The sequence below is a fragment of the Microvirga subterranea genome (genome assembly GCF_003350535.1).
In the GTDB taxonomy this organism is placed as follows: domain Bacteria; phylum Pseudomonadota; class Alphaproteobacteria; order Rhizobiales; family Beijerinckiaceae; genus Microvirga; species Microvirga subterranea.
Window position 1 is genome coordinate 607,852 of the sequence record NZ_QQBB01000002.1, and the last position, 19,565, is coordinate 627,416.

Consider the following 19,565-nt stretch of genomic DNA (forward strand, 5'->3'; position numbering starts at 1 on the left):
GCTGGTCCTCCGTCATGGAGGTTCTTGCAAGATGCCCTTGTCTTCCCGCGAGATGCTCGCGCGCCTGATAGCCTTTCCAAGCGTATCGACGAGCAGCAACCTCGACATTATCCATTTTTGCCGGGACTGGCTCCGGGAGCACGGCGTGGACAGCCATCTCGTGATGAGTCCCGAAGGCGACAAGGCCAACCTCTATGCTTCCATTGGTCCAAGCGTCGAGGGTGGGGTCGTGCTCTCGGGACACACCGATGTGGTTCCCGTAGAGGGACAGGCATGGACGAGTGATCCATGGACCCTGACCGAACGCGATGGCCGTCTCTACGGGCGTGGCACGTGCGACATGAAGGGCTTCGATGCCCTCGTTCTTGCCCTCGTGCCTTACATGACCCGGGTAGCTCTTCGAAGGCCCATCCACATTGCTCTCTCCTATGACGAGGAGCTCGCCTGCCGGGGGGCTCCGTCCATGGTGAGCGAGATGGCGCAGCGAATTCCGACGCCTGCCGCAGTGATCGTTGGCGAGCCGACCCGACATGCCGTCGTCACCGGGCACAAGGCGTCGGTTCAGATGAAAACTAAGGTCACCGGATACGCAGTTCACTCCAGCAGAATCGATCAGGGGGTGAGCGCAGTCATGAATGCCGCCCGCCTGATCACGTGGCACGACGATGTGATGGAGGAGAATCGGAGGAGGGTGGATCCAACCAACCCGTTCGAGCCGCCCTACACGACTTTGCACTGTGGGGTCGTGGCAGGCGGCAGCGCCGCAAACATCGTCTCCTCGTCTGCCTGGTTCTACAGCGACATCCGTGCCATTCCGTCGGAGGATCCAGCCGAGTACCTGGACCACTACAGGACCTATATCCAGGATATTGTAGCGCCCCGCATGAAGGCAAATTTTCCTGAGGCGGGGGTCGAGGTGGAAATCGTTGCGGAGGTGCCAGGACTACGGCCCGAGGTTGACGGCGAGGCGGAGCGCCTGATGCGGAGGCTGACCGGCGACAACGGCACCCACGTGGTTTCCTACGGGACGGAGGCCGGCATTTTCCAGAAAGTCGGTTGGTCAGCGGTGGTATGCGGGCCGGGCGATATTGCCCAGGCTCATCAGCCCGACGAGTATATCGAGATCAGCGAATTCGAGGCGGGAGAGAAGCTCCTGCGCCATCTGGTCGATAGCCTCTGTGCCTAGTCCCTAGCCAATATATTCTATGTCGGGGCTAGACCATGCGGCGGTTTCCTGCCTAACTTTGCCGTCCAAGGAAGAGACGGCCCCGACACCGTGATCTTTCGACAACAAAAACACCGTGCAACGTCGCGGGACTTCCAGTGGAGAACGATACGCAATGACGACCCGAACGAAAATCCTTGTAGCGACGGCCGCAGCCCTGCTCGTCGGCTCAGCCGTTCCGGCCTTGGCCGTAACGCTCCGATATGCCAACCAGGGCGATCTGAAGTCGCTTGATCCTTATACCGTCAACGAGACGACCACCAACGCCCATCTCGGCCATGTCTATGAGGGGCTGACGCGGCGCGGCAAGGATCTCGCCATTCAGCCGAGCCTCGCCGAACGCTGGGAAATCAGCGAAGACGGACTGACTTGGCGTTTCTTTCTTCGGAAGGGCGTCAAGTTCCATAACGGCAACCCCTTCAACGCGGACGATGTGATCTTCTCCGCCAACCGGGTGCGGGCGCAGGGATCGAATTTCCAGACCCGGGTGCCGACCAACGCGGAGTTCGTCAAGGTCGACGACTATACCGTCGACGTGAAGCTGAAATCTCCCAATCCCATTCTGAACTCCCAATGGGACACTTGGTACATCATGGACAAGGAATGGGCCGAGGCAAACAATGCCACGGCTCCAACGCCGGCCGCTGCCACCACCCCCAGTTACTCGGCGCTGAATGCCAACGGCACCGGTCCGTTCAAGATTGAGAGCCACCAGCCTGGTGCCAAGACCGTCTTTAAGACCAATAAGGAGTGGTGGGACAAAGCAGAGCACAACCTGGACGAGATCGTCTTCACTCCGATCGGTTCCGATGCAACCCGCGTGGCGGCCCTGCTGTCTGGTGAGGTCGACGTGATCGAGCCGGTGCCGCTGCAGGACATTCAACGAGTGAACGGCAGCGCAAACGCGAAGGTGCTTTCGGGGCCTGAACTGCGCACGATCTTCCTCGGCATGGACCAGACGCGCGACGAGCTGCTGTTCTCAAACGTGAAGGGCAAAAACCCGTTCAAGGACAAGCGCGTTCGTGAAGCCTTCTTTAAGGCGATCGACATCGAGACGATCAAATCTCGAGTGATGCGCGGCCTGTCGACCCCTTCGGCCCTGATGATCGCTCCTGAACTCTTCACCTATTCCAAGGACTTCGTTCGCCCCAAATACGATCTTGAAGGCGCCAAGAAGCTCTTGGCGGAGGCCGGCTATCCGAACGGGTTCGAAGTCGGCATGGATTGCCCGAACGACCGCTACGTCAATGACGAGGCGATCTGTCAGGCGGTCGTCAGCATGCTGGCCCGCGCAGGCGTGAAGGTGAACCTCATGGCTCAGCCGAAGGCACAGTACTTCGCCAAGGTTCTGAAATCCGGCAACTACAACACGTCCTTCTATCTGCTCGGATGGACCCCTGGTACCTTCGACAGCCATAACGTGCTGCACGATATCGAGGGCTGCCGCGACAATCCGCAATCCTCGCGCGGCGAGTCGAACCTGGGCAATTTCTGCAATAAGAAGCATGACGAACTGACGGACAAGATCCTCGTCGAGACAGATAAGGCCAAGCGCGACCAGATGATCAAGGAAGCGTTCCAGATCACGGTCGATGAGTACGGCTACATCCCGCTGCATCAGCAGGCCCTGGCCTGGGGCGTCTCGAACAAGGTCAAGCTGAGCCAGCGCGCCGACAATTCCGTGCTTCTCTACTGGGCCCAGAAGACGGAGTGATCCTGACCTGATCGCTTGTCCCGGGCAGCGTTCTGCCCGGGACAATTTATTGGTGAACGCAATTGCGAGTCCGATAGGCTCACAGCGCGGCGATCGAGAGATCCGTGATGCTTGCTTTTATTGTCCGACGCGGCCTTCAGGCCATCGGTGTTCTCCTGGCTGTCGGCATTATCGCCTTTGCCATGTTCCGGTTCGCCGGTGATCCGGTAAACCAGATTGTCTCTCTCGATACACCCGCAGCCGAACGCGAACAGGTTCGCCGTTCGCTCGGCTTGGACGATCCTGTCCCGGTTCAGTTCGTGCGTTACTTGGCTAAGGCTGCGCAGGGTGACTTTGGCGTTTCCTACCAGTTTCGACAGCCTGTTTCCGACCTTCTGGCGGAGCGGATGCCCGCAACCCTGGAACTGGCAATCTGTGCAACGCTTTTTGCGACGATCTTCGGCGTTCTGATGGGGGTCTATTCCGGTCTGAGTCGGGACAGCATCCTGGCAAAGGTATTCCAAACGATCTCATTGATCGGCATATCCCTCCCGACATTCCTGATCGGAATCCTGCTCATCTATCTGTTCGCCGTTACCCTTGGTTGGCTTCCGTCCTATGGGCGCGGCGACACGGTGAAGCTCGGCTGGTGGTCCACCGGATTTTTGACCGGATCGGGATTGAAGGCGCTCATCATGCCATCGATCACGCTAGGGCTGTTCCAGATGACGCTGATCATGCGCATCGTGCGGGCCGAGATGCTCGAAGTGCTGCGCGCCGACTACATCAAGTTCGCGCGGGCGAGGGGACTGACGACCCGTGCCATCAACTTCGGGCACGCGCTCAAGAACACCCTCGTTCCGGTCATCACCATCGTCGGCCTGCAACTCGGCTCCGTAATCGCGTTCGCCATTATTACGGAGACGGTATTTCAGTGGCCGGGGATGGGGCTTTTGTTCGTGCAGGCGGTGCAGAATGTCGATATTCCGATCATGGCAGCTTATCTGCTGCTCGTCGCCTTGATCTTCGTCATGATCAATCTTGCCGTCGACATTCTCTACACCGTGGTGGACCCGCGCCTGCGGACCACGATCCGGCAGCCGACCTGAGGAGGGAAACTTGACGGACATGATTCAAGCAACTCCTTCGGCCCCAGCCGAGCCGAGTTCGTGGTTCGGCCGCTTTCTCGACAGTGATGTATGGGCCAGCTTCAAGCGGTCCAAACTCACCATGGCGGCCGCATTCCTCACGGTCCTTTTCCTCGCTGCTGCAGTTTCCGCTGGCTTTCTCGCGCCTCAGGATCCGTTCGACCCGGCCCAGCTCGATCTGCTCAACAGCCGCTTGCCGCCTCTCTGGGACGCCGAAGGCCAGTCGCCGTTCGTCTTCGGCACGGATGAGCAGGGACGGGATATCTTCTCTGCAATTCTTTACGGATTGAGAATATCGTTGGCGGTCGGGTTCCTCGGCGTTGCATTCTCCGCAACGCTAGGCATCACGCTCGGGCTCCTGGCGGGGTATTTCGGCGGCACGGTCGACGCAATCATCATGCGGGTGGCCGACGTTCAGCTCACTTTCCCGGCCATTCTCATTGCCCTTCTGGTGGACGGCGTCGTCAAGTCCGTTCTTGGCGGGCAGCTGGATGCTGCCACGACGCTTGCCGTGCTCGTCTTTTCCATCGGCCTGAGCTTTTGGGTACAGTATGCTCGCACTGTCCGTGGATCGGTGATGGTCGAGAAGAACAAAGACTACATAGCTGCGGCCCGGCTCATCGGACTTCCGGCGCCCGTGATCATGTTCCGCCACGTCCTGCCCAATGTTTTGGGGCCGGTTCTGGTGATCGCAACAATCAACTTGGCCCTGGCGATCATTACGGAGGCAACGCTGTCCTTCCTCGGAACGGGAATGCCCGAAACAATGCCTTCCCTCGGAACCCTGATCCGCATCGGCAACAATTATCTGTTCTCAGGCGAGTGGTGGATCGTGGCGTTTCCGGGCGTCGCATTGGCTCTGCTCGTGCTCTCCATCAATCTTCTTGGTGACTGGCTCCGGGATGCGCTCAATCCGAGACTGCGGTGAGGCAAAAGGTATGTCTGTGACACAACCCGTTCTCTCCGTTCGGGACCTTCGCGTCGAGTTCGTCACAAGGCGCGGCGTTCTGAAGGCCATTGATGGAATTTCGTTCGACATCGGAAAGGGTGAGGTGCTCGGCGTGGTCGGCGAGTCGGGTGCCGGCAAGTCCGTCACCGGGTCGGCTGTAATCGGATTGATTGATCCGCCGGGGCGCATCGCCGGGGGCGAGATCCTTCTGTCAGGAATGCGCATCGACAATCTTCCACCTGAGGAGATGCGTAAGATCCGCGGTAAGCGCATCGGTATGATCTTTCAGGATCCTCTTACGAGCCTCAATCCGCTCTACCGGGTGAGCGAGCAGCTCGTTGAGACGATCCGGACTCATACCAACCTGGCTGCAGGTGCCGCTCGTAAACGGGCTATCGATCTTCTCGCCGAAGTCGGAATTCCGGCGCCGGACAGACGTATCGACAGCTACCCGCATGAGTTCTCAGGGGGCATGAGACAGCGCGTGGTCATAGCGCTCGCACTGTGTGCGGAGCCCGAACTGATCATTGCCGATGAGCCGACGACGGCGCTCGACGTTTCCGTTCAGGCCCAGATCATCTCGCTTCTCAAGCGCCTTGGTCGGGAGCATGGCACCGCCATTATGCTGGTGACCCATGACATGGGCGTCATCGCGGAAACGGCGGACCGCGTGGCGGTCATGTATGCGGGCCGCATCGCGGAGATCGGGCCGGTCAGAGACGTGGTCAAGAACCCGCTTCATCCCTATGCCAAGGGGCTCATGGGGGCGATACCGTCTCTAGAAAACGACACGGATCGCCTCGTGCAGATCCCGGGCTCCATGCCTCGCCTGTCGGCTATTCCACCAGGCTGCCCATTTAATCCACGGTGTCCGTTCGTTTTCGACCGCTGTCGCATTGAGCGGCCGGAGCCGGTTCAACATAGTCAGCACCGGGTGGCCTGCCATCTTTATGATCAATCTCCCGTCAGGTCGGAGGCCGTTGCGTGACTGAGCGCCCTTATGTCGAGGTCAATGATCTGCGTCGTGTTTTCGACGTTTCCAAACCATGGCTCAACCGGGTCTTGGAGGGTGGGGAAAGACAGTTTCTGAAGGCGGTTGACGGCGTTACCTTCGACATCAAGAAGGGAGAGACGTTCGCCTTGGTGGGAGAGTCCGGCTCAGGCAAGTCGACGGTGGCCCGGATGGTCGTCGGCCTACTCCCTCCGACCACCGGAGAGGTCATCATTGACGGAGTATCAATGTCGAGCCGCGCCGCATCTGGAGACCGCCAGAGGTTGCGCCGGAGGATCCAGATGATCTTCCAGGATCCTTATGCCAGCCTCAATCCTCGCTGGCAGGTCGACAGAATCGTCGCCGAGCCGATCCGTGCATTTCGCCTCATCGAGGGGGAGCGGGACATTGCTGCGCGAGTGGCCGAACTTCTGACCTTCGTCGGCCTTCACCCGGCCGATGGCAAGAAGTATCCGCATGAGTTTTCTGGCGGACAGCGGCAGCGCATCGCGATCGCACGTGCGCTGGCATCCAATGCCGAGTTCATCGTTTGCGATGAGCCGACATCAGCCTTGGACGTCTCGGTTCAAGCACAGATCCTTAATCTGATGCGCGATCTCCAGGATCGGCTTGGTCTGACGTACCTGTTCATCAGCCATAACCTGGCCGTCGTTCGTCACATGGCCAGTCGCATTGGCGTCATGTATCTGGGGCGCATCGTGGAAATTTCAGATGGCCGCGAACTCTTTAGCCATCCGAAGCACCCTTATACGAGAATGCTGCTCGATGCAGTGCCGGATGTCGGGATGACCGGTCGTCAGCGAATTCCCGTAAGCGGGGAGATTCCCAACCCCATCAATCCACCTTCAGGCTGCACCTTCAATCCTCGATGTCCTTTGGCAAACCAGCGCTGCGTGGCGGAGATCCCCGCTCTTTTTGGAGGCGTAGCCTGTCATGCCGTTCACGAGGGGCGGGCGAATGCCCATGCAGCATGATGGAATCTTATGCGTTTCTTATTGCACTCAGTCTCGTGTAGGCGAACTGACCATCGGGCTGTGAAGGGTAGCTATCTGCCACACATTGAAGCAAGGTATCATATACTTAATAGGTGCCTCCGGTCCTGCCATTCGGGCTTGTGACAGCGAGGGTTTCATGATGAATGGTTAAGGTATGTTAACCATTCTGTCGGTCTTGAGATGAACCCCTTCGGATCCAGAGGGCTTGCCGCTGCTAGGCCGAATTTAAGGCGCACACGACGTTTGCGCGTTCTGCAGCCTGCAAAAATCGTCTTTGGTGCCGACATGATGATTCACTGCGAGGTGCGTGACATCTCGGTCGGCGGAGCCCGAATCGCCATTAAGCAGCACGTCGTGTTACCCGACCGATTCGAGCTGTTTATCTGTGCCCATGACCTTCGGGTTCATACTGCTAAAGTCAGGTGGCGTAGCGGGGACTTTATCGGCGTATCATTTGGTGACGACGAAGCTGCCGGCCGATCCATGATGCTCCCGCCGCCTCATCAATTTGCGGCTCAGTCGTATCCCGCACTAGCGACATCGAATCTGGCCGTGCCTGCTATTCGGGACGACGGCGCGCATACCGTCAGCTACGACCGGTCAGCTCTGAAGGTCCCGAGGGCTTCAGTGCAGGTTGGTGCGCAGGGCTGGGAGCGGCGGCGCTTGCGAAGCCGGCGAGGTCTTATCTAGGTCTTTCCCGATTTCCGATAAACAGGCTGTAATGAGCGTACCACGCGATTAAGGCTAGGCCGAACTGAGTGCCGCTGGTGGATCATCGGAGAATATATCTTTTTCCACGATGCGACGGGCCAGCTCCGCCACGTCCTCATCCGTATGATAAAGACCAAATCCGAAACGGACACGCGACCCTCGGACGTCGGTCACGATGCGTTCGGCGCGGAGACGATGATAGATCTGCAGGGCGTCTTCGTGCTCCAAGGTTAAAAAGTTTCCCCGGCGAAGCTCGTTTGGTGGCACGACAAGGTGCCTCTCGTCGAAGCCTGAATAATCGGCAAGGCGGGTCAAGAAGCTCTGTTGAAGTGCCACGGCATGAGCATGAATGGCCTCAACCGTTAACATCTCACGTTCCAGCCATCGCATGACAGCGTTGAATCGGTATAGACCAGATGGGTCGAAGGTGGCGCCCATGAAGCGCCAACCATCTTCGCTATAAGCAACCTGTCCATTCTGCGAGGTCGAGAGCTTTCCGAAGGCGGCGAACCATCCTGTATCTTTCGGGCGAGGGCCCCAACCGGGAGGACAGTGCATGAAGCAAGCGCCTTCGCCCGCCATGGCATACTTATAGCCTCCGCCGATGTAGAATGCTCGATCCGCCAGTATCCTGAGATCTGTCGGGACTGCCAGGAAACCATGATAGCCGTCGATGACGAGCATCGCATCGCCGGCTAACGCCTTCAGCCTGGTGAGATCTGCCGCGAAGCCAGAACTAAAGAAAACCTGGCTTATGAAGATTAGGTCATAGCCCACCTGAGCCGCTTCCTCAAAGCGCGCATCGTAGCTCGTGAGTGGCTCGACTGGCACTCTTGTGATCGATACCTGACCATCTTCCTCAAGACGAGCGACCTGACGGCTGAACGAGTGAAATTCACTGTCTGAGGTCAGGATGCGGATCGGACTATTCGATGGAAAGCAGGAGAGGATGCGTTTCAGAAATTCGTGCGTGTTCGGAGCAACCGCAATGCTCGAGGGATCCGGGAGATTCAGGTGCTGTGCAATATGTCCTCTGAACTCCTCCAACACTGGACCCAGGATGTGTTCCCACTTGTCGTCAACGAGACGTGCCGCATCATCCCACGCTTGAAGTTGAGCTTCGCGGGTCACATCAGGCCAGGGATGATGGCTGTGGGCAGCGAAGTGGAGGCGCCTTGGCTCTGCCCTCAGAAACCTCGAGAAGCTATGACGCAGGTCGAGCATGATAGTCTCTGCTCCCTTAGAGCTTCGTGCGAACGGACCAGAGTTCCGGAAAGAAGGAATGCTCGAGCGCCTTGCGGAGATACGCAACTCCCGCGCTACCTCCCGTTCCGCGGCGCATCCCGATGATGCGTTCAACCGTTTTCATGTGCCGGAATCGCCATTGCTGGAAGGCATCCTCAAGATCTACGAGTTCTTCGGCGAGCTCGTAGAGATCGAAGTGTTCGTCGGAATGTCGATAGATTTCTTCCCAGGCCGCCTCTACGCCTGAGTTGGCTTCGTAGGGACGTGTTACGTCACGGGAGAGAACCTCCTCGGGAATGGAATAGCCCCGTCTGGCGAGAAGACGCAGAACCTCATCATAGAGGCTTGGTGCTCGGTACGTCTCCTCGAGCTGTGTCAGAAGATCGGATCGATGCCGATGAGGACTGATCTTTGCCTCATCCTTTGCGCCGAGTTTGAACTCGACCAATCGATATTGCCATGACTGAAAGCCCGAAGATTGGCCTAATGACGAGCGAAAGCGCAGATAGTCGGAAGGCGTCATCGTCGCGAGGACTGTCCACGCCTGGATCAACTGCTCTTGGATCCGCGTGATACGGGCGAAGCACTTGAATGATGGCTGTAATTCATCAGCCCGGACATAGGCGAGTGCCGTATCCAGCTCGCGGTTGAGAAGCTTGAGCCATAGCTCCTTCACTTGGTGGATAATAATGAACAGAAGCTCGTCATGCTCATCCGATATCGGGGTCTGAGCGGAGAGAAGAACGTCCAGTTTGAGGTAATCGCCGTAGCTCATCCCATCGGAAAAGTCCGTGTGGATGCCGTTCGTATCGCTGGACATTCCATGTTCCTCGCGCGATGCCTGACCCTATGCCTTAGGATAATGCACGCACAATCTTATTGCTTCAATCTTAAAGCAATTTATCTGCCTGTCCGGCACCTAGGTTTCAGCCCGGAAAAAAATCCGAAAGTGCTCGAGCCAGGAGGCAAGCCATAACTCCATCGCTTGTTTGGCGGCATTCTCCGTCGGACCGTAGCCCCAGGCGTCTTCCTGGAGAGGGCTCGACCAGATCCAGAACTTGTTGCTGCCGTCATATTGCACGGCGCCAACCTCTATTGGGCCCACGTAGCCGATATGTCTGTTCAGCGGCACATTGGCCACGCTGTCTTGGCGCCAGTCTATATGGCTCATCCTCGCCTCAGTCGCGCTTTGCCCTTTGTGATCTAGGGTCGCCGAATGAGATTGAAATGGACCATTTGCCGGAGTTAGTGTCGGCGCCCACAAAGCCTTTCCAAAATGAGCTCTCGATGTCCTCATTGACGACGATCGGGTTCGATGCCGACGACACGCTTTGGCAGAACGAGACCTTTTACCGCCTGACTGAGCAACGCTTCGCAGCATTGCTAGCCAACCATGGCGAACCGGACATCATCTCCGGTCGGCTCCTGGAGGCTGAGAAACGAAACCTCGGGCATTATGGCTTCGGCATCAAGGGCTTCATCCTTTCGATGATCGAGACGGCGATCGAGGTGACCGACGGAAGGGTCTCGGCGTCCGTGATCGGCGAGATCCTCGCAACTGGACGCGAAATGCTCAGCCATCCCATCGAAACACTGCCGCACGTGCGTGCCACCCTGGAGGGTCTTGCAGGCGCATACCGAATGATCCTCATCACCAAAGGTGACCTTTTCGATCAGGAACGCAAGCTTGCACAGTCTGGTTTGGGGGATTTTTTCGATGCGGTCGAGATCGTAAGCGACAAGACGGCGGCTACCTACGAACGGATCTTCTCTCGTCATGGGGATGGGCCTGCCCGAAGCATGATGGTCGGCAACTCCCTGAAGTCTGATGTGTTGCCGGCGCTCCAAGCCGGAAGTTGGGGTGTGTATGTGCCGCATAGCCTGACGTGGGCGCTTGAGCATGCTGAAGAACCGGTGAGCGAGCCGCGGTTTCGGCGCATCGAGCATTTGGGCCGACTCGGCGACTTGCTTTCTCGGCTTGAGTGACGTGATCAGCTTGATCGGGCGCTTTCGGCTACGCCCATGGTACTCGAATCGCGTCTCGCTAATCAGCAGGGACGCTCAGCTTAATCAAGCTAGGCCGATTGTCGGGAATTTCGAGGCTTTGAGGATCGGCGATATCTCAACGCTTACGGATCTGGTTGCCAACTGTAAGGCCATACGGCGGCCAGAATAATCCTGATATAGGATCGAAGTAGCCTCCTCCGGCAACGCAGCGACTAGAACGCTGCTGCCCAAAAAATCAGCGACCAATCTGTATCGGATGCTTGAACTTTTCAGTCTTCGCAAGGTTGAGCTTGAAGGCTGGTGGGTTCTCGACGTCGCTCTTCTGATGAGGAGAAAAGCATGGAACACAGGCCACTGTCCGAACTCGGTCACATCGCGGATTTGAAGCAGCCCCTTCGTGCTCCTGCTCTATCGAGGCGCGAGCGCTTGGATCGGTGGGCCGAGCTCCTCGAGCGGGATCCTGACCGTCTTCTCAAAACCCTCGACGAGATCGAATGGAAGCCGAAAGCGGAAAGACGTCAGATGAGGGCCGACGGGACAGCCTTGGCTGTTGCCTATGCGGACCCGATACTGCGCACGGATGGACTGGCGAGCGATCGCTTCGGCGATGCGGTTCGGTTCTTTCAGATTTCGGAGTATGACGCTCATATCGTGCTTTGCTCCTGCCATGGAGGAGAGTCGATGAAATCGGAGGAGGCGGCTCGCCGGGTCCGCGGGATCAGGTCGCCTAGTCTTTGGTCGCTGTACTTCGGCTGGTTCCGCTAGGTTCGTTTCCGACAAATGGACATTGCGGGCGGGCCATAGCTCGCCCGCATCCTTGGTTTGTGGTCTTGAGCCTTTCGCGAATTCGACGCACTGTTCCGCCTGGTAACCGTGATGAAGGCTCAGGTGGCGCCGATGGCGAAAGATGGGATCGTGGTCTTCGGGTCCGTTAACATGGACCTTGTTGCGAGGGTCAAATCGATCGCCAGGCCAGGAGAGACGGTGCTGTCGCGACGAGCCGACAGCTTCTTCGGCGGCAAAGGCGCCAATCAAGCCGTTGCGGCTGCACGCATAGGTCGCGGTGGCGAGGTTCGGGTGGCAATGGTCGCTGCCGTAGGACGGGACCCATTCGGACAGGCCTGCCGCGACAATCTCCTCAATAACGGAGTTGATATTGGTGCAGTGCAGCTAACCGATGAGCCGACCGGTTGTGCCTTCATCACCGTTGACGAACACGGTGAAAACGCCATCACCGTGGCGAGCGGAGCCAATATGGCTCTGAAGGCGACGGATCTCCCGGAGGATCTCCTGTCCCGTGCTGCGGTGCTTGTCCTGCAGATGGAGGTGCCTATTGCCGAGAGTTTAGAGGCCGCCCGCCGTGCTGGAACGAGTGGGGCCACAGTCATCTGGAATTTCGCGCCTGTGCCGCCTTTGTCGAGTGCCGCGGAGATGATTTCCCTTCTCAGGGCTACGAATGTCCTGGTGGTCAACGAGCACGAAGCAATCGCCGTTGCTCAGATGCTTGGCTGGAATGACGGGAGCGACTTCCTGAAGGCTGGAGCTGAAATTTCGCAACGCTTTGGGCCGGTCTGTATCGTAACAGCGGGTGCGCGCGGCGCTGTGGCCATTGATCGTGATGGCGGGCAACTTCAAGCCCGCGCGAGACCGATCACTCCCGTCGATACGACAGGGGCAGGGGATACCTTTGTCGGCGTCCTTGCAAACGGAATTGCGGAGAGACTTGCCATAGGTGAGGCTATGGAACGTGCCTGTCTCGCAGCATCGCAGGCATGTCTCGCATCAGGCGCACAGAACGGAATGCCTTATCGTGAAAAGCTGGACGACCTCCTCCGTCAGGGCTGAGCCTGCCGGATCACTCGCGTGAGACTGCCCGTGGCCGGAAAGAGTGGAATCAAGCAGGCCTGCAGCGCATGGTAGAGATCTGGCTTGCCTGTGAACAGCGATGTTCCAGGTCTCAGATCTTCCGATAACTCAGGGTGCCAGCCACCATGTTCATGATCGATAAGGTGGCGGTCTATGAAGCCCCACAGATAGCGATACCAAGCTTCATGGAAATCATTCGGGCGATGCTCGCAAAGGAATGAGGCTGCACCAATCGCCTCAGCGCAGGGCCACCAGAGCTTTTGGCGCAGAACCGGCTCGTTGTCCCAACCTAACGTATAGAAAAAGCCGCCGTTGTCGGTATCCCAGCCTAAACCGATCGCCTGCCGAAAGAGCGCTTGCGACGCATCGGGCAGCCAATCATGACGCCTATTCCCGAGAACCCATAACTGGAGAAGAAGCCGCGCCCATTCCAACCAGTGTCCTGGAGTCGTGCCATAGGGGCGGAACACGTCAAAGCCACGGTAGTCGCGATCGAGCGACCAGTTGGCAGTGAAGTGCTCGGCGACGCGATGATCGAGTGATACGGCATGGCGCCCAATGATGAGTTCTGCGATCCGTTCTGCTTTTCTCAAATAGTCAGCATCGCCAGTCGCTTCGAACGCCGCCATGAGCGCTTCTGTAAGGTGCATGTTCGAATTCTGGCCACGGTACTGGCTTATAGTCGACCAGTTCCGATCGAACTCTTCGGCGACGGCCCCGTGCTGCTCCTCCCAGAATCGACTCTTCAGTACGTCTGCAATATCTGCCAGAAGCTGGTCGGCCAGGGGATGGCCGACGACCTTGGCGCTGGAAGCCGCGAGAAGAACGAATGCATGGCCGTAGGCCTGCTTCGAACCATCTTTGGGCCCATTGTTGTCCAGTGACCAGACATAGCCGCCATATTCGGCATCACGGTGTGAGTTCCAGAGATACTCTATCCCACGGTCCACGATTGCATCGGCTCCAGGATGGCCAAGGAGAGTGCCGATAGCGAAACAGTGCACCATTCGAGTGGTGTTGTGGATCTGCCTGACGGGATCATCATCGCGTGCTCGACCAGCCTCATCGAGTTCGAAGAAGCCGCCTGTCGGATTGATGATACGGTTCTGGTAGAAAGCGAACAAGTCAGACGCCTGGCCGGCGAGCCACTCCCGGTGAAAGGGGAGGGTGCGCCAGCTTGGGCCAAGAGGAGGGAGAGAAGGCTGAGAATGTTGCATAGAAATCCCGATTCAATTGCCGAGCGGCCTGGCGGCCTGCTCCCACCAGTCCCTTTACTTGGATCGCTTCATAAAGGTGGTAACCTCCTTCCAAGTCGGAGGGTCGGCGCCGCGCCGGGTGCACACAATGGCTGCCGCCGCTGCAGCGAAGTCCAGAGCCGCCCCGACCTGCTGCTCCGTCAGAGCAGCAATACGGGCGGGCGACAGTAAGGACTCAGCGTCCAGCCAGGACAGGAATGCAGCATGGAATGTGTCGCCCGCACCAACCGTATCAACTACATCGACATGTGGGGCAGGGCGTTCGACAACCTTGTCCTGAAAGACAGCAAGAGGTCCATTGGGGCCGCGAGTGACGATCACGATGCTGGGCCCTCGCCTCATCCATTCGCGAGCGATTGTCAGCGGATCTGCCTCGGGATAGAGGATCTCCAAATCTTCAGAGCTCGCTTTGATAATCGTAGCGGATGCAAGAAGGCGCTCGAAGCGTTCTCTGAAGAGGTTCAGGTCGCCAACCACGCGCGGGCGGACATTCGGGTCGAGTGAGATCACGCGAGAGCCGGCCTCACGGTGAATCAGCGTCTCAACGGCACTTGCGATCGGCTCGACACCGAGAGAATAAGATCCAGCCGTGATGGCGTTCACCGGCAGCGGCAACTCGGACGGCAGATCCTGAACCGTCAAGGCCCGGTCGGCGCTATCCGGCGCATAAAATGAGTACTGGGGCTCACCCGTCGAGCTGGTCGCAACGACACTCAGGGTCGTTCGATTGGGGCAACGGTGTAGATATGACGAGGCAACACCAACCGCAGCCAATCGACCGCACAGGAACTCACCGAAAGCGTCCTCAGAGAGTGTCGACAAGAATGCTGCAGGGCGTCCGAGCCGCCCTATGCCCACTGCGACGTTGAAGGGTGATCCGCCGGCAACTGCTTCTGCCGCCAAACCGGTCGAGGTGGCGGGGCCGATAAAGAGGTCGATCAAGGCTTCGCCACAGACCAGGATCATGCAGAATCTCCAGGAGACACACTAGAGCGGCTCATAATTCGCCATATGGATTGCCATGTCTCATCTCAAGAATAAACAGGGTCGGCTGGGGCCGAGCCGGATGAAATGGCGGCAATCCGTTTAAGGTCGCGCAATATATGGGCAATCGAGACAGGTTCGCCGTCGCCTCCAAGTCCGAAATAGAGCGTCTTGTACAGCCCGAAAAGCTGCTCATAAATTTCCTGCGCGTCCGGATCTGGCTCGAACGTCCGGAATGGCAGGCAGACAGCGTCCTGCGCGCTTTCAAGCTCGGGGTATGATCCTGCAGCCAGGCTTGCGAATATACTAGAACCCAGTCCGGTTGGCAGTCCGCCGGGTACAAGGACCGGGCGCCCGAGGACGTTCGCATAAATTTGGTTCAAGCTCGTGTTGTGCTGAGGAAGTCCTCCACCATTGATGACGCGTTCCACCGGAACTCCACCTTCCGCCATGCGCTCGAGAATGATGCGGGTGTGGAAGGCTGTCCCTTCAATGGCTGCGAAAAGTTCATCCTGGGCCGTATGTAGGAGGTTCCACCCCAGTGTGACGCCTCCTAACTCGGCCTTGACGAGGACGGTCCGGTCGCCGTTATCCCAAGTGAGGCGCATAAGGCCCGTCTCGCCTGCACGGTATCGGTCTAGGCCCTTCGACAACTCTTTGACAGTCGTGTTCGCGCGCCGCGCGATCGCCTCGAAGATGTCACCGGTCGCCGAGAGGCCGGCTTCGATCCCGACGAGCTTCGGATCGACACTTCCTGGTACTACGCCGCAGACGCCACGAATAAGCCCAGCATCCGGTGCCATTGCGATAATGCAAGTAGAGGTGCCTACCACATTAACAACATCGCCGACCCGGCATCCGGCCCCAATGGCATCCCAGTGGGCATCGAGCGCCCCTACGGGGATTGGAATACCTGGAGAGAGCCCGAGACGCTCCGCCCAATCAGGCGAGAGATGGCCGGCCACGGCGTCGGATGTCATGTAGATGCCGCCGAGCTTATCTCGGATGCCATCGAACAATGGATCGACCCTGGACAGGAAGTCCTGAGACGGGAGGCCTCCCCAACGGCGATTCCACATCCATTTGTGTCCCATGGCGCACACGCTGCGCTTGAGTTCGTGTGGACTTGTGACGCCGGTGAGCGTGGCTACGACCATGTCGCAGTGCTCGAGTGCAGTGACGAACCGGTCGCGCTTGTCCGGGTTATGCCTGAGCCAGTGGAGCAGTTTGGCAAGGCCCCATTCGTGCGAGTACACCCCGCCACACCATTCTATGGCTTCAAGGCCTTCTCGATGAGCGAGCGTCGTTATCAGCTCTGCCTCGGCCTTTGCACGATGATCACACCATAGATAATAGTCGTCGAGGGGCTCGAGCCCTTCGCCGACCATCACGACGCTGGAACCGGTCGTATCGATCGCGAGGGCTCTCACATCCCCACCCCCGATGCCCGCTCCTGCGAAGGCAGAGTGCATCGCGCGGACCAAGGCATTCATATGATCGCCATGCGATTGGGTCGCATGATCCGGGTCGTCTCGGCGACGATGAAGAGGGTAGTCCGCAGTGGCAAGTCCAAGCGGTCCCTTATGATCGTCCACAAGAGTGACGCGTACGCTCAGGGTCCCGAAATCAGCCCCTGCTACGATAGCCATCGATTTGCTTCCCTATCCGAATTTCCTGGCAAGACGTGAGCCGGATTTCATTGTTCCTGTTGTCCATAAGTTGCAGCCTGGCCATGCTTTCGGAAATAATGCCTGTCGAGGAGTGCCTGGGACACACCGACCTTCGCGGGTTGCAGCGAGAGCGTGTACATGGCCATTCGCGCGATCGTCTCTAGAACCACCGCATTATGGACGGCATCGTCGGGCGATCTGCCCCAGCAGAACGGACCGTGGTCGGCCACGAGCGCAGCTGGAGCTTCCATGGGGTCGCGGTTGCCGAAACACTCCACGATGGCCGCGCCTGTTGCATGCACATAATCCCGATCGATCTCGTCAGGCGTGAGCTCACGCGTTACGGGAACTGGTCCGTAGAAGTAATCTGCGTGCGTCGTTCCCATAGGAGGGATCGGACGACGCGCTTGAGCCCACGCAGTCGCGAATTCGGAATGGGTATGTACCACGCCGCCGATCTCGCGAAACGAACGATAGAGGTGAAGATGGGTCGAAAGATCGGAGGAGGGGCGTAGCTCACCCCACACCCTGTTGCCATCGAGGTCCGTCACGACAAGATCGTCTGCTGTCATGCGTTCGTATGGCACACCGCTGGGCTTAATGACGACGAGGTTGTCTTCCCGACTGATGCCACTCACGTTGCCGAACGTGTAGAGGACGAGACCACGACGAACCACCTCCAGATTCGCCTCCAGAACCTGTTCCCGCAGTTCCCGCAGCATGCGAACTCCTCTGCTCTTCACGGCAGTCTTTGGGACAGCTGCGGGATCACCGCAGCTGTCCTCTTGACGCACTGCTAGCGTGCCGCTGTCCAGCCCTTGTATTCGCCTATGTTTTCGGACGTGATCAGCTTGGGCTCGAGCAGAAACACGCTCTTCTCCGGTTTCTTGCCGTTCAGGATGCCGGCTGCATATTCGAGGGATTGGCCCGCCATGAGATACGGGTCTTGGGACGCCGAGGCTTTGATCAGGGAGTTGCCGGATTTCAACTCTGCCTCGATATCCGGAGCGCCATCAACGGAAGTGATGATGAACTCGCTCCGGTTCAGCTGTTTCGCTGCCAAGTTGGCTCCGATCGCCGTTGGATCGTTGATCGCAAAGATGGCATCCACCTTCGGGAAGCGGGTAAGAAGGCTCTGGGTCACGGAAAAGCCGCCGTCGCGGGAGCCTTTCGCATCCTGATTGTCCGATAGGACCTTGATTCCTGGGTTCTTTTCGAACACGGCCTTGCAGCCCTTTACTCGGTCCACGACCGAGGACACTTGCGGCCCGTTCACGATAAGGACGTCGCCCTTGCCTTTGAGATGATCGACGATGTACTGGCAGGCAATCTCACCGGCCTTGATGTTATCGGTCATCACGGTGACGTCAGCTCCCGCGGCTGCAACGTCGAAGGCAGCGACGACCATTCCGGCAGCCTGGGCTCGCTTTACGGACGGCTCGATGGCAACAGGATCGACCGCATTGATCATCAGAACGTTTACGCCTGATGCGATGAAGTTGTCGACCTGAGTGAACTGCTTATTGAGGTCGTAGTCGGACGACACTGCAGTCACCTTGACATTCGGGTTGACCCCTTTCGCCTTGTCCTCAATCCCTTTGATTGTAGCAACGAAGAATGGATTTCCCAGCGAGCCAACCGATATACCGACGCTGGTCAGGTCCTTCGAGAGCGCTGGGCTTGCAAGCCCCGCGACGACCGCAATTCCGAGAGTTAGCCTGGAAAGTACCATCGTTTCCTCCTGCTGTGACGCGATTCGTCTGAAACCTCTTCCGGCTTCGACGCTCGCTTATGCCATCGCTCGGTCCGAGCGCTGGAATTGGAGATTAGGTGCGGGCGGAGCCCTGAAGGCGGTAACGGTCGAGCGCGACGGCTCCGATGATCACGAAACCCTTGATGATGAACTGCCAAATATCGGATACGCCAACCAGAATAAGGCCGTTCGACAAAATCGCGATGATGAGCGCTCCGATCAGGGTGCCCCAGATCGAACCGATGCCGCCGACGAAGCTGGTTCCGCCCAGGATGACGGCGGCGATGGCGTCCAGCTCATATGATTGTCCAAGCTGAAGGCCGTTCGCGGCATACAGACGAGCTGCAGACATGACGCCGCCAAGTCCGCTGGCAAGGCCTGATGCGCAATAGACGAACAGAAGGACCGCCCACACCTTGATCCCTGTGAGCCGGGCGGCATCAGGATTGCCGCCGACCGCATAGATATGAACCCCCAGAACGGTACGTCTGAGGATAAACCAGGAGAGGAGCACCACGACGATGGCGATCACGACGAGCCACGGGATCCCGAAAAGATTGCCATTGCCGATGAATGCGAAAGGAAGCTGAGGATTAAACTGGGTGGTGTCGCCACCCAGAAGGCGGGCCAGACCCCGGACGGCTGTCAGTGATCCTAAGGTTACGATAAAGGGAGGCAGGCGCGCGAAGGCGATGAGGGCGCCGTTGGCAAACCCGAGTGCCAAGCCCATCAACAGAGCCGCCGGTATGCCGAGCATACCCCACTCGGGTATTTTCGAACCCAGAATGGCGACCATCGCTGCCGCAGCTAGGATGGATCCGACTGAGAGGTCGATGCCGCCGGTGAGGATCACGAAGGTCATTCCAGCCGCGAGCACGATATTGATTGACGCCTGCTGGGCAACAATCGACAAATTCTGCACGCTCAGGAAGCGGCCCGACATGAGCTCGAAAACGATGCCTAGAATGATGAGGATCGGCAACATGCCGAGAGCTTGCATGGCTGAGCGCCACGCGAGCCGACGCTGGTTGACCTGCGCCGTCGTGTCCAT

General features: G+C 58.3%; 19 protein-coding genes. 9 read left to right on the forward strand and 10 right to left on the reverse strand.

Annotated features, from left to right (window positions below):
* Window positions 1-31 precede the first annotated feature (31 nt).
* The 7 genes from argE to DES45_RS07755 all read left to right on the forward strand — a co-directional run bounded on the left by argE (window position 32) and on the right by DES45_RS07755 (window position 7,712).
* The gene (gene argE / locus DES45_RS07725) at window positions 32-1,186 is read left to right on the forward strand and encodes an acetylornithine deacetylase (RefSeq protein WP_114769486.1); all 1,155 of its coding nucleotides are present in this window, start codon (window positions 32-34) and stop codon (window positions 1,184-1,186) included.
* A 154-nt stretch (window positions 1,187-1,340) separates the two neighbouring features.
* Window positions 1,341-2,939 (forward strand): ABC transporter substrate-binding protein, encoded by a 1,599-nt coding sequence (locus DES45_RS07730; protein WP_114769375.1) that lies wholly within the window; start codon window positions 1,341-1,343, stop codon window positions 2,937-2,939.
* 107 nt (window positions 2,940-3,046) lie between these two features.
* Window positions 3,047-4,027: an ABC transporter permease gene (locus DES45_RS07735; protein WP_114769376.1), complete on the forward strand. Its 981-nt coding sequence runs from the start codon at window positions 3,047-3,049 to the stop codon at window positions 4,025-4,027.
* Between the two features lie 19 nt (window positions 4,028-4,046).
* Complete coding sequence (locus DES45_RS07740; protein WP_114769377.1) at window positions 4,047-4,994, forward strand: ABC transporter permease; 948 nt, start codon at window positions 4,047-4,049, stop codon at window positions 4,992-4,994.
* Between the two features lie 16 nt (window positions 4,995-5,010).
* On the forward strand, window positions 5,011-6,003 hold the full coding sequence (locus tag DES45_RS07745) for an ABC transporter ATP-binding protein (RefSeq protein ID WP_114769487.1): 993 nt from the start codon (window positions 5,011-5,013) through the stop codon (window positions 6,001-6,003).
* On the forward strand, window positions 6,000-7,001 hold the full coding sequence (locus tag DES45_RS07750; protein WP_114769378.1) for an ABC transporter ATP-binding protein: 1,002 nt from the start codon (window positions 6,000-6,002) through the stop codon (window positions 6,999-7,001). The genes DES45_RS07745 and DES45_RS07750 overlap by 4 nt, the downstream gene beginning before the upstream one ends.
* A gap of 201 nt (window positions 7,002-7,202) precedes the next feature.
* A complete protein-coding gene (locus tag DES45_RS07755; RefSeq protein ID WP_114769379.1) occupies window positions 7,203-7,712 on the forward strand; it encodes a PilZ domain-containing protein in 510 nt (169 codons plus the stop codon).
* Window positions 7,713-7,766: 54 nt separating this feature from the next.
* On the opposite strand, the gene DES45_RS07760 is transcribed toward DES45_RS07755, so the two are convergent.
* From DES45_RS07760 to DES45_RS07770, 3 genes are all read right to left on the reverse strand, one after another.
* On the reverse strand, window positions 7,767-8,957 hold the full coding sequence (locus tag DES45_RS07760) for an aminotransferase class V-fold PLP-dependent enzyme (RefSeq protein WP_114769380.1): 1,191 nt from the start codon (window positions 8,955-8,957) through the stop codon (window positions 7,767-7,769).
* Window positions 8,958-8,973: 16 nt separating this feature from the next.
* Window positions 8,974-9,798 carry a tryptophan 2,3-dioxygenase gene (gene kynA / locus DES45_RS07765; protein WP_114769381.1) on the reverse strand — a complete coding sequence of 275 codons (825 nt, stop codon included), beginning with the start codon at window positions 9,796-9,798 and terminating at the stop codon, window positions 8,974-8,976.
* A gap of 99 nt (window positions 9,799-9,897) precedes the next feature.
* Window positions 9,898-10,149, reverse strand: coding sequence for a hypothetical protein (locus DES45_RS07770; protein ID WP_114769382.1), 252 nt, complete (start codon window positions 10,147-10,149; stop codon window positions 9,898-9,900).
* A gap of 116 nt (window positions 10,150-10,265) precedes the next feature.
* On the opposite strand from DES45_RS07770, the gene DES45_RS07775 reads away from it, so the two are divergent.
* Window positions 10,266-10,964, forward strand: coding sequence for an HAD family hydrolase (locus DES45_RS07775; protein WP_114769488.1), 699 nt, complete (start codon window positions 10,266-10,268; stop codon window positions 10,962-10,964).
* 429 nt (window positions 10,965-11,393) lie between these two features.
* Here the strand turns inward: DES45_RS07775 and DES45_RS25070 are convergent, their stop codons facing one another.
* Window positions 11,394-11,633: a hypothetical protein gene (locus DES45_RS25070; RefSeq protein WP_170151423.1), complete on the reverse strand. Its 240-nt coding sequence runs from the start codon at window positions 11,631-11,633 to the stop codon at window positions 11,394-11,396.
* A gap of 228 nt (window positions 11,634-11,861) precedes the next feature.
* On the opposite strand from DES45_RS25070, the gene DES45_RS07785 reads away from it, so the two are divergent.
* A complete protein-coding gene (locus tag DES45_RS07785) occupies window positions 11,862-12,830 on the forward strand; it encodes a ribokinase (protein ID WP_245571578.1) in 969 nt (322 codons plus the stop codon).
* Here the strand turns inward: DES45_RS07785 and DES45_RS07790 are convergent.
* The 6 genes from DES45_RS07790 to DES45_RS07815 form a co-directional block, all read right to left on the reverse strand.
* The gene (locus DES45_RS07790; protein WP_114769385.1) at window positions 12,821-14,068 is read right to left on the reverse strand and encodes an AGE family epimerase/isomerase; all 1,248 of its coding nucleotides are present in this window, start codon (window positions 14,066-14,068) and stop codon (window positions 12,821-12,823) included. The two genes, DES45_RS07785 and DES45_RS07790, sit on opposite strands and share 10 nt — an antisense overlap.
* Before the next feature lie 54 nt (window positions 14,069-14,122).
* A complete protein-coding gene (locus DES45_RS07795) occupies window positions 14,123-15,073 on the reverse strand; it encodes a carbohydrate kinase family protein (RefSeq protein ID WP_114769386.1) in 951 nt (316 codons plus the stop codon).
* Window positions 15,074-15,138: 65 nt separating this feature from the next.
* A complete protein-coding gene (locus DES45_RS07800; protein WP_114769387.1) occupies window positions 15,139-16,740 on the reverse strand; it encodes a ribulokinase in 1,602 nt (533 codons plus the stop codon).
* Window positions 16,741-16,787: 47 nt separating this feature from the next.
* On the reverse strand, window positions 16,788-17,483 hold the full coding sequence (locus DES45_RS07805; RefSeq protein WP_114769388.1) for an L-ribulose-5-phosphate 4-epimerase: 696 nt from the start codon (window positions 17,481-17,483) through the stop codon (window positions 16,788-16,790).
* Window positions 17,484-17,557: 74 nt separating this feature from the next.
* Entirely contained in the window at window positions 17,558-18,493 is a 936-nt protein-coding gene (locus DES45_RS07810; protein ID WP_114769389.1) for an ABC transporter substrate-binding protein, read from the reverse strand.
* Window positions 18,494-18,587: 94 nt separating this feature from the next.
* Entirely contained in the window at window positions 18,588-19,565 is a 978-nt protein-coding gene (locus tag DES45_RS07815) for an ABC transporter permease subunit (protein ID WP_245571579.1), read from the reverse strand.

Coding starts and splice junctions, on each gene's coding strand:
- DES45_RS07735 (WP_114769376.1), top strand. CDS start 3,047: ATGCTTGCTTTTATTGTCCGACGCGGCCTTCAGGCCATCGGTGTTCTC.
- argE (WP_114769486.1), top strand. CDS start 32: ATGCCCTTGTCTTCCCGCGAGATGCTCGCGCGCCTGATAGCCTTTCCA.
- kynA (WP_114769381.1), bottom strand. CDS start 9,798: ATGTCCAGCGATACGAACGGCATCCACACGGACTTTTCCGATGGGATG.
- DES45_RS07795 (WP_114769386.1), bottom strand. CDS start 15,073: ATGATCCTGGTCTGTGGCGAAGCCTTGATCGACCTCTTTATCGGCCCC.
- DES45_RS07730 (WP_114769375.1), top strand. CDS start 1,341: ATGACGACCCGAACGAAAATCCTTGTAGCGACGGCCGCAGCCCTGCTC.
- DES45_RS07755 (WP_114769379.1), top strand. CDS start 7,203: ATGAACCCCTTCGGATCCAGAGGGCTTGCCGCTGCTAGGCCGAATTTA.
- DES45_RS07775 (WP_114769488.1), top strand. CDS start 10,266: ATGTCCTCATTGACGACGATCGGGTTCGATGCCGACGACACGCTTTGG.
- DES45_RS07810 (WP_114769389.1), bottom strand. CDS start 18,493: ATGGTACTTTCCAGGCTAACTCTCGGAATTGCGGTCGTCGCGGGGCTT.
- DES45_RS07805 (WP_114769388.1), bottom strand. CDS start 17,483: ATGCTGCGGGAACTGCGGGAACAGGTTCTGGAGGCGAATCTGGAGGTG.
- DES45_RS07815 (WP_245571579.1), bottom strand. CDS start 19,565: ATGGACACGACGGCGCAGGTCAACCAGCGTCGGCTCGCGTGGCGCTCA.
- DES45_RS07790 (WP_114769385.1), bottom strand. CDS start 14,068: ATGCAACATTCTCAGCCTTCTCTCCCTCCTCTTGGCCCAAGCTGGCGC.
- DES45_RS07785 (WP_245571578.1), top strand. CDS start 11,862: ATGAAGGCTCAGGTGGCGCCGATGGCGAAAGATGGGATCGTGGTCTTC.
- DES45_RS07740 (WP_114769377.1), top strand. CDS start 4,047: ATGATTCAAGCAACTCCTTCGGCCCCAGCCGAGCCGAGTTCGTGGTTC.
- DES45_RS07770 (WP_114769382.1), bottom strand. CDS start 10,149: ATGAGCCATATAGACTGGCGCCAAGACAGCGTGGCCAATGTGCCGCTG.
- DES45_RS25070 (WP_170151423.1), bottom strand. CDS start 11,633: ATGAGCGTCATACTCCGAAATCTGAAAGAACCGAACCGCATCGCCGAA.
- DES45_RS07760 (WP_114769380.1), bottom strand. CDS start 8,957: ATGCTCGACCTGCGTCATAGCTTCTCGAGGTTTCTGAGGGCAGAGCCA.
- DES45_RS07800 (WP_114769387.1), bottom strand. CDS start 16,740: ATGGCTATCGTAGCAGGGGCTGATTTCGGGACCCTGAGCGTACGCGTC.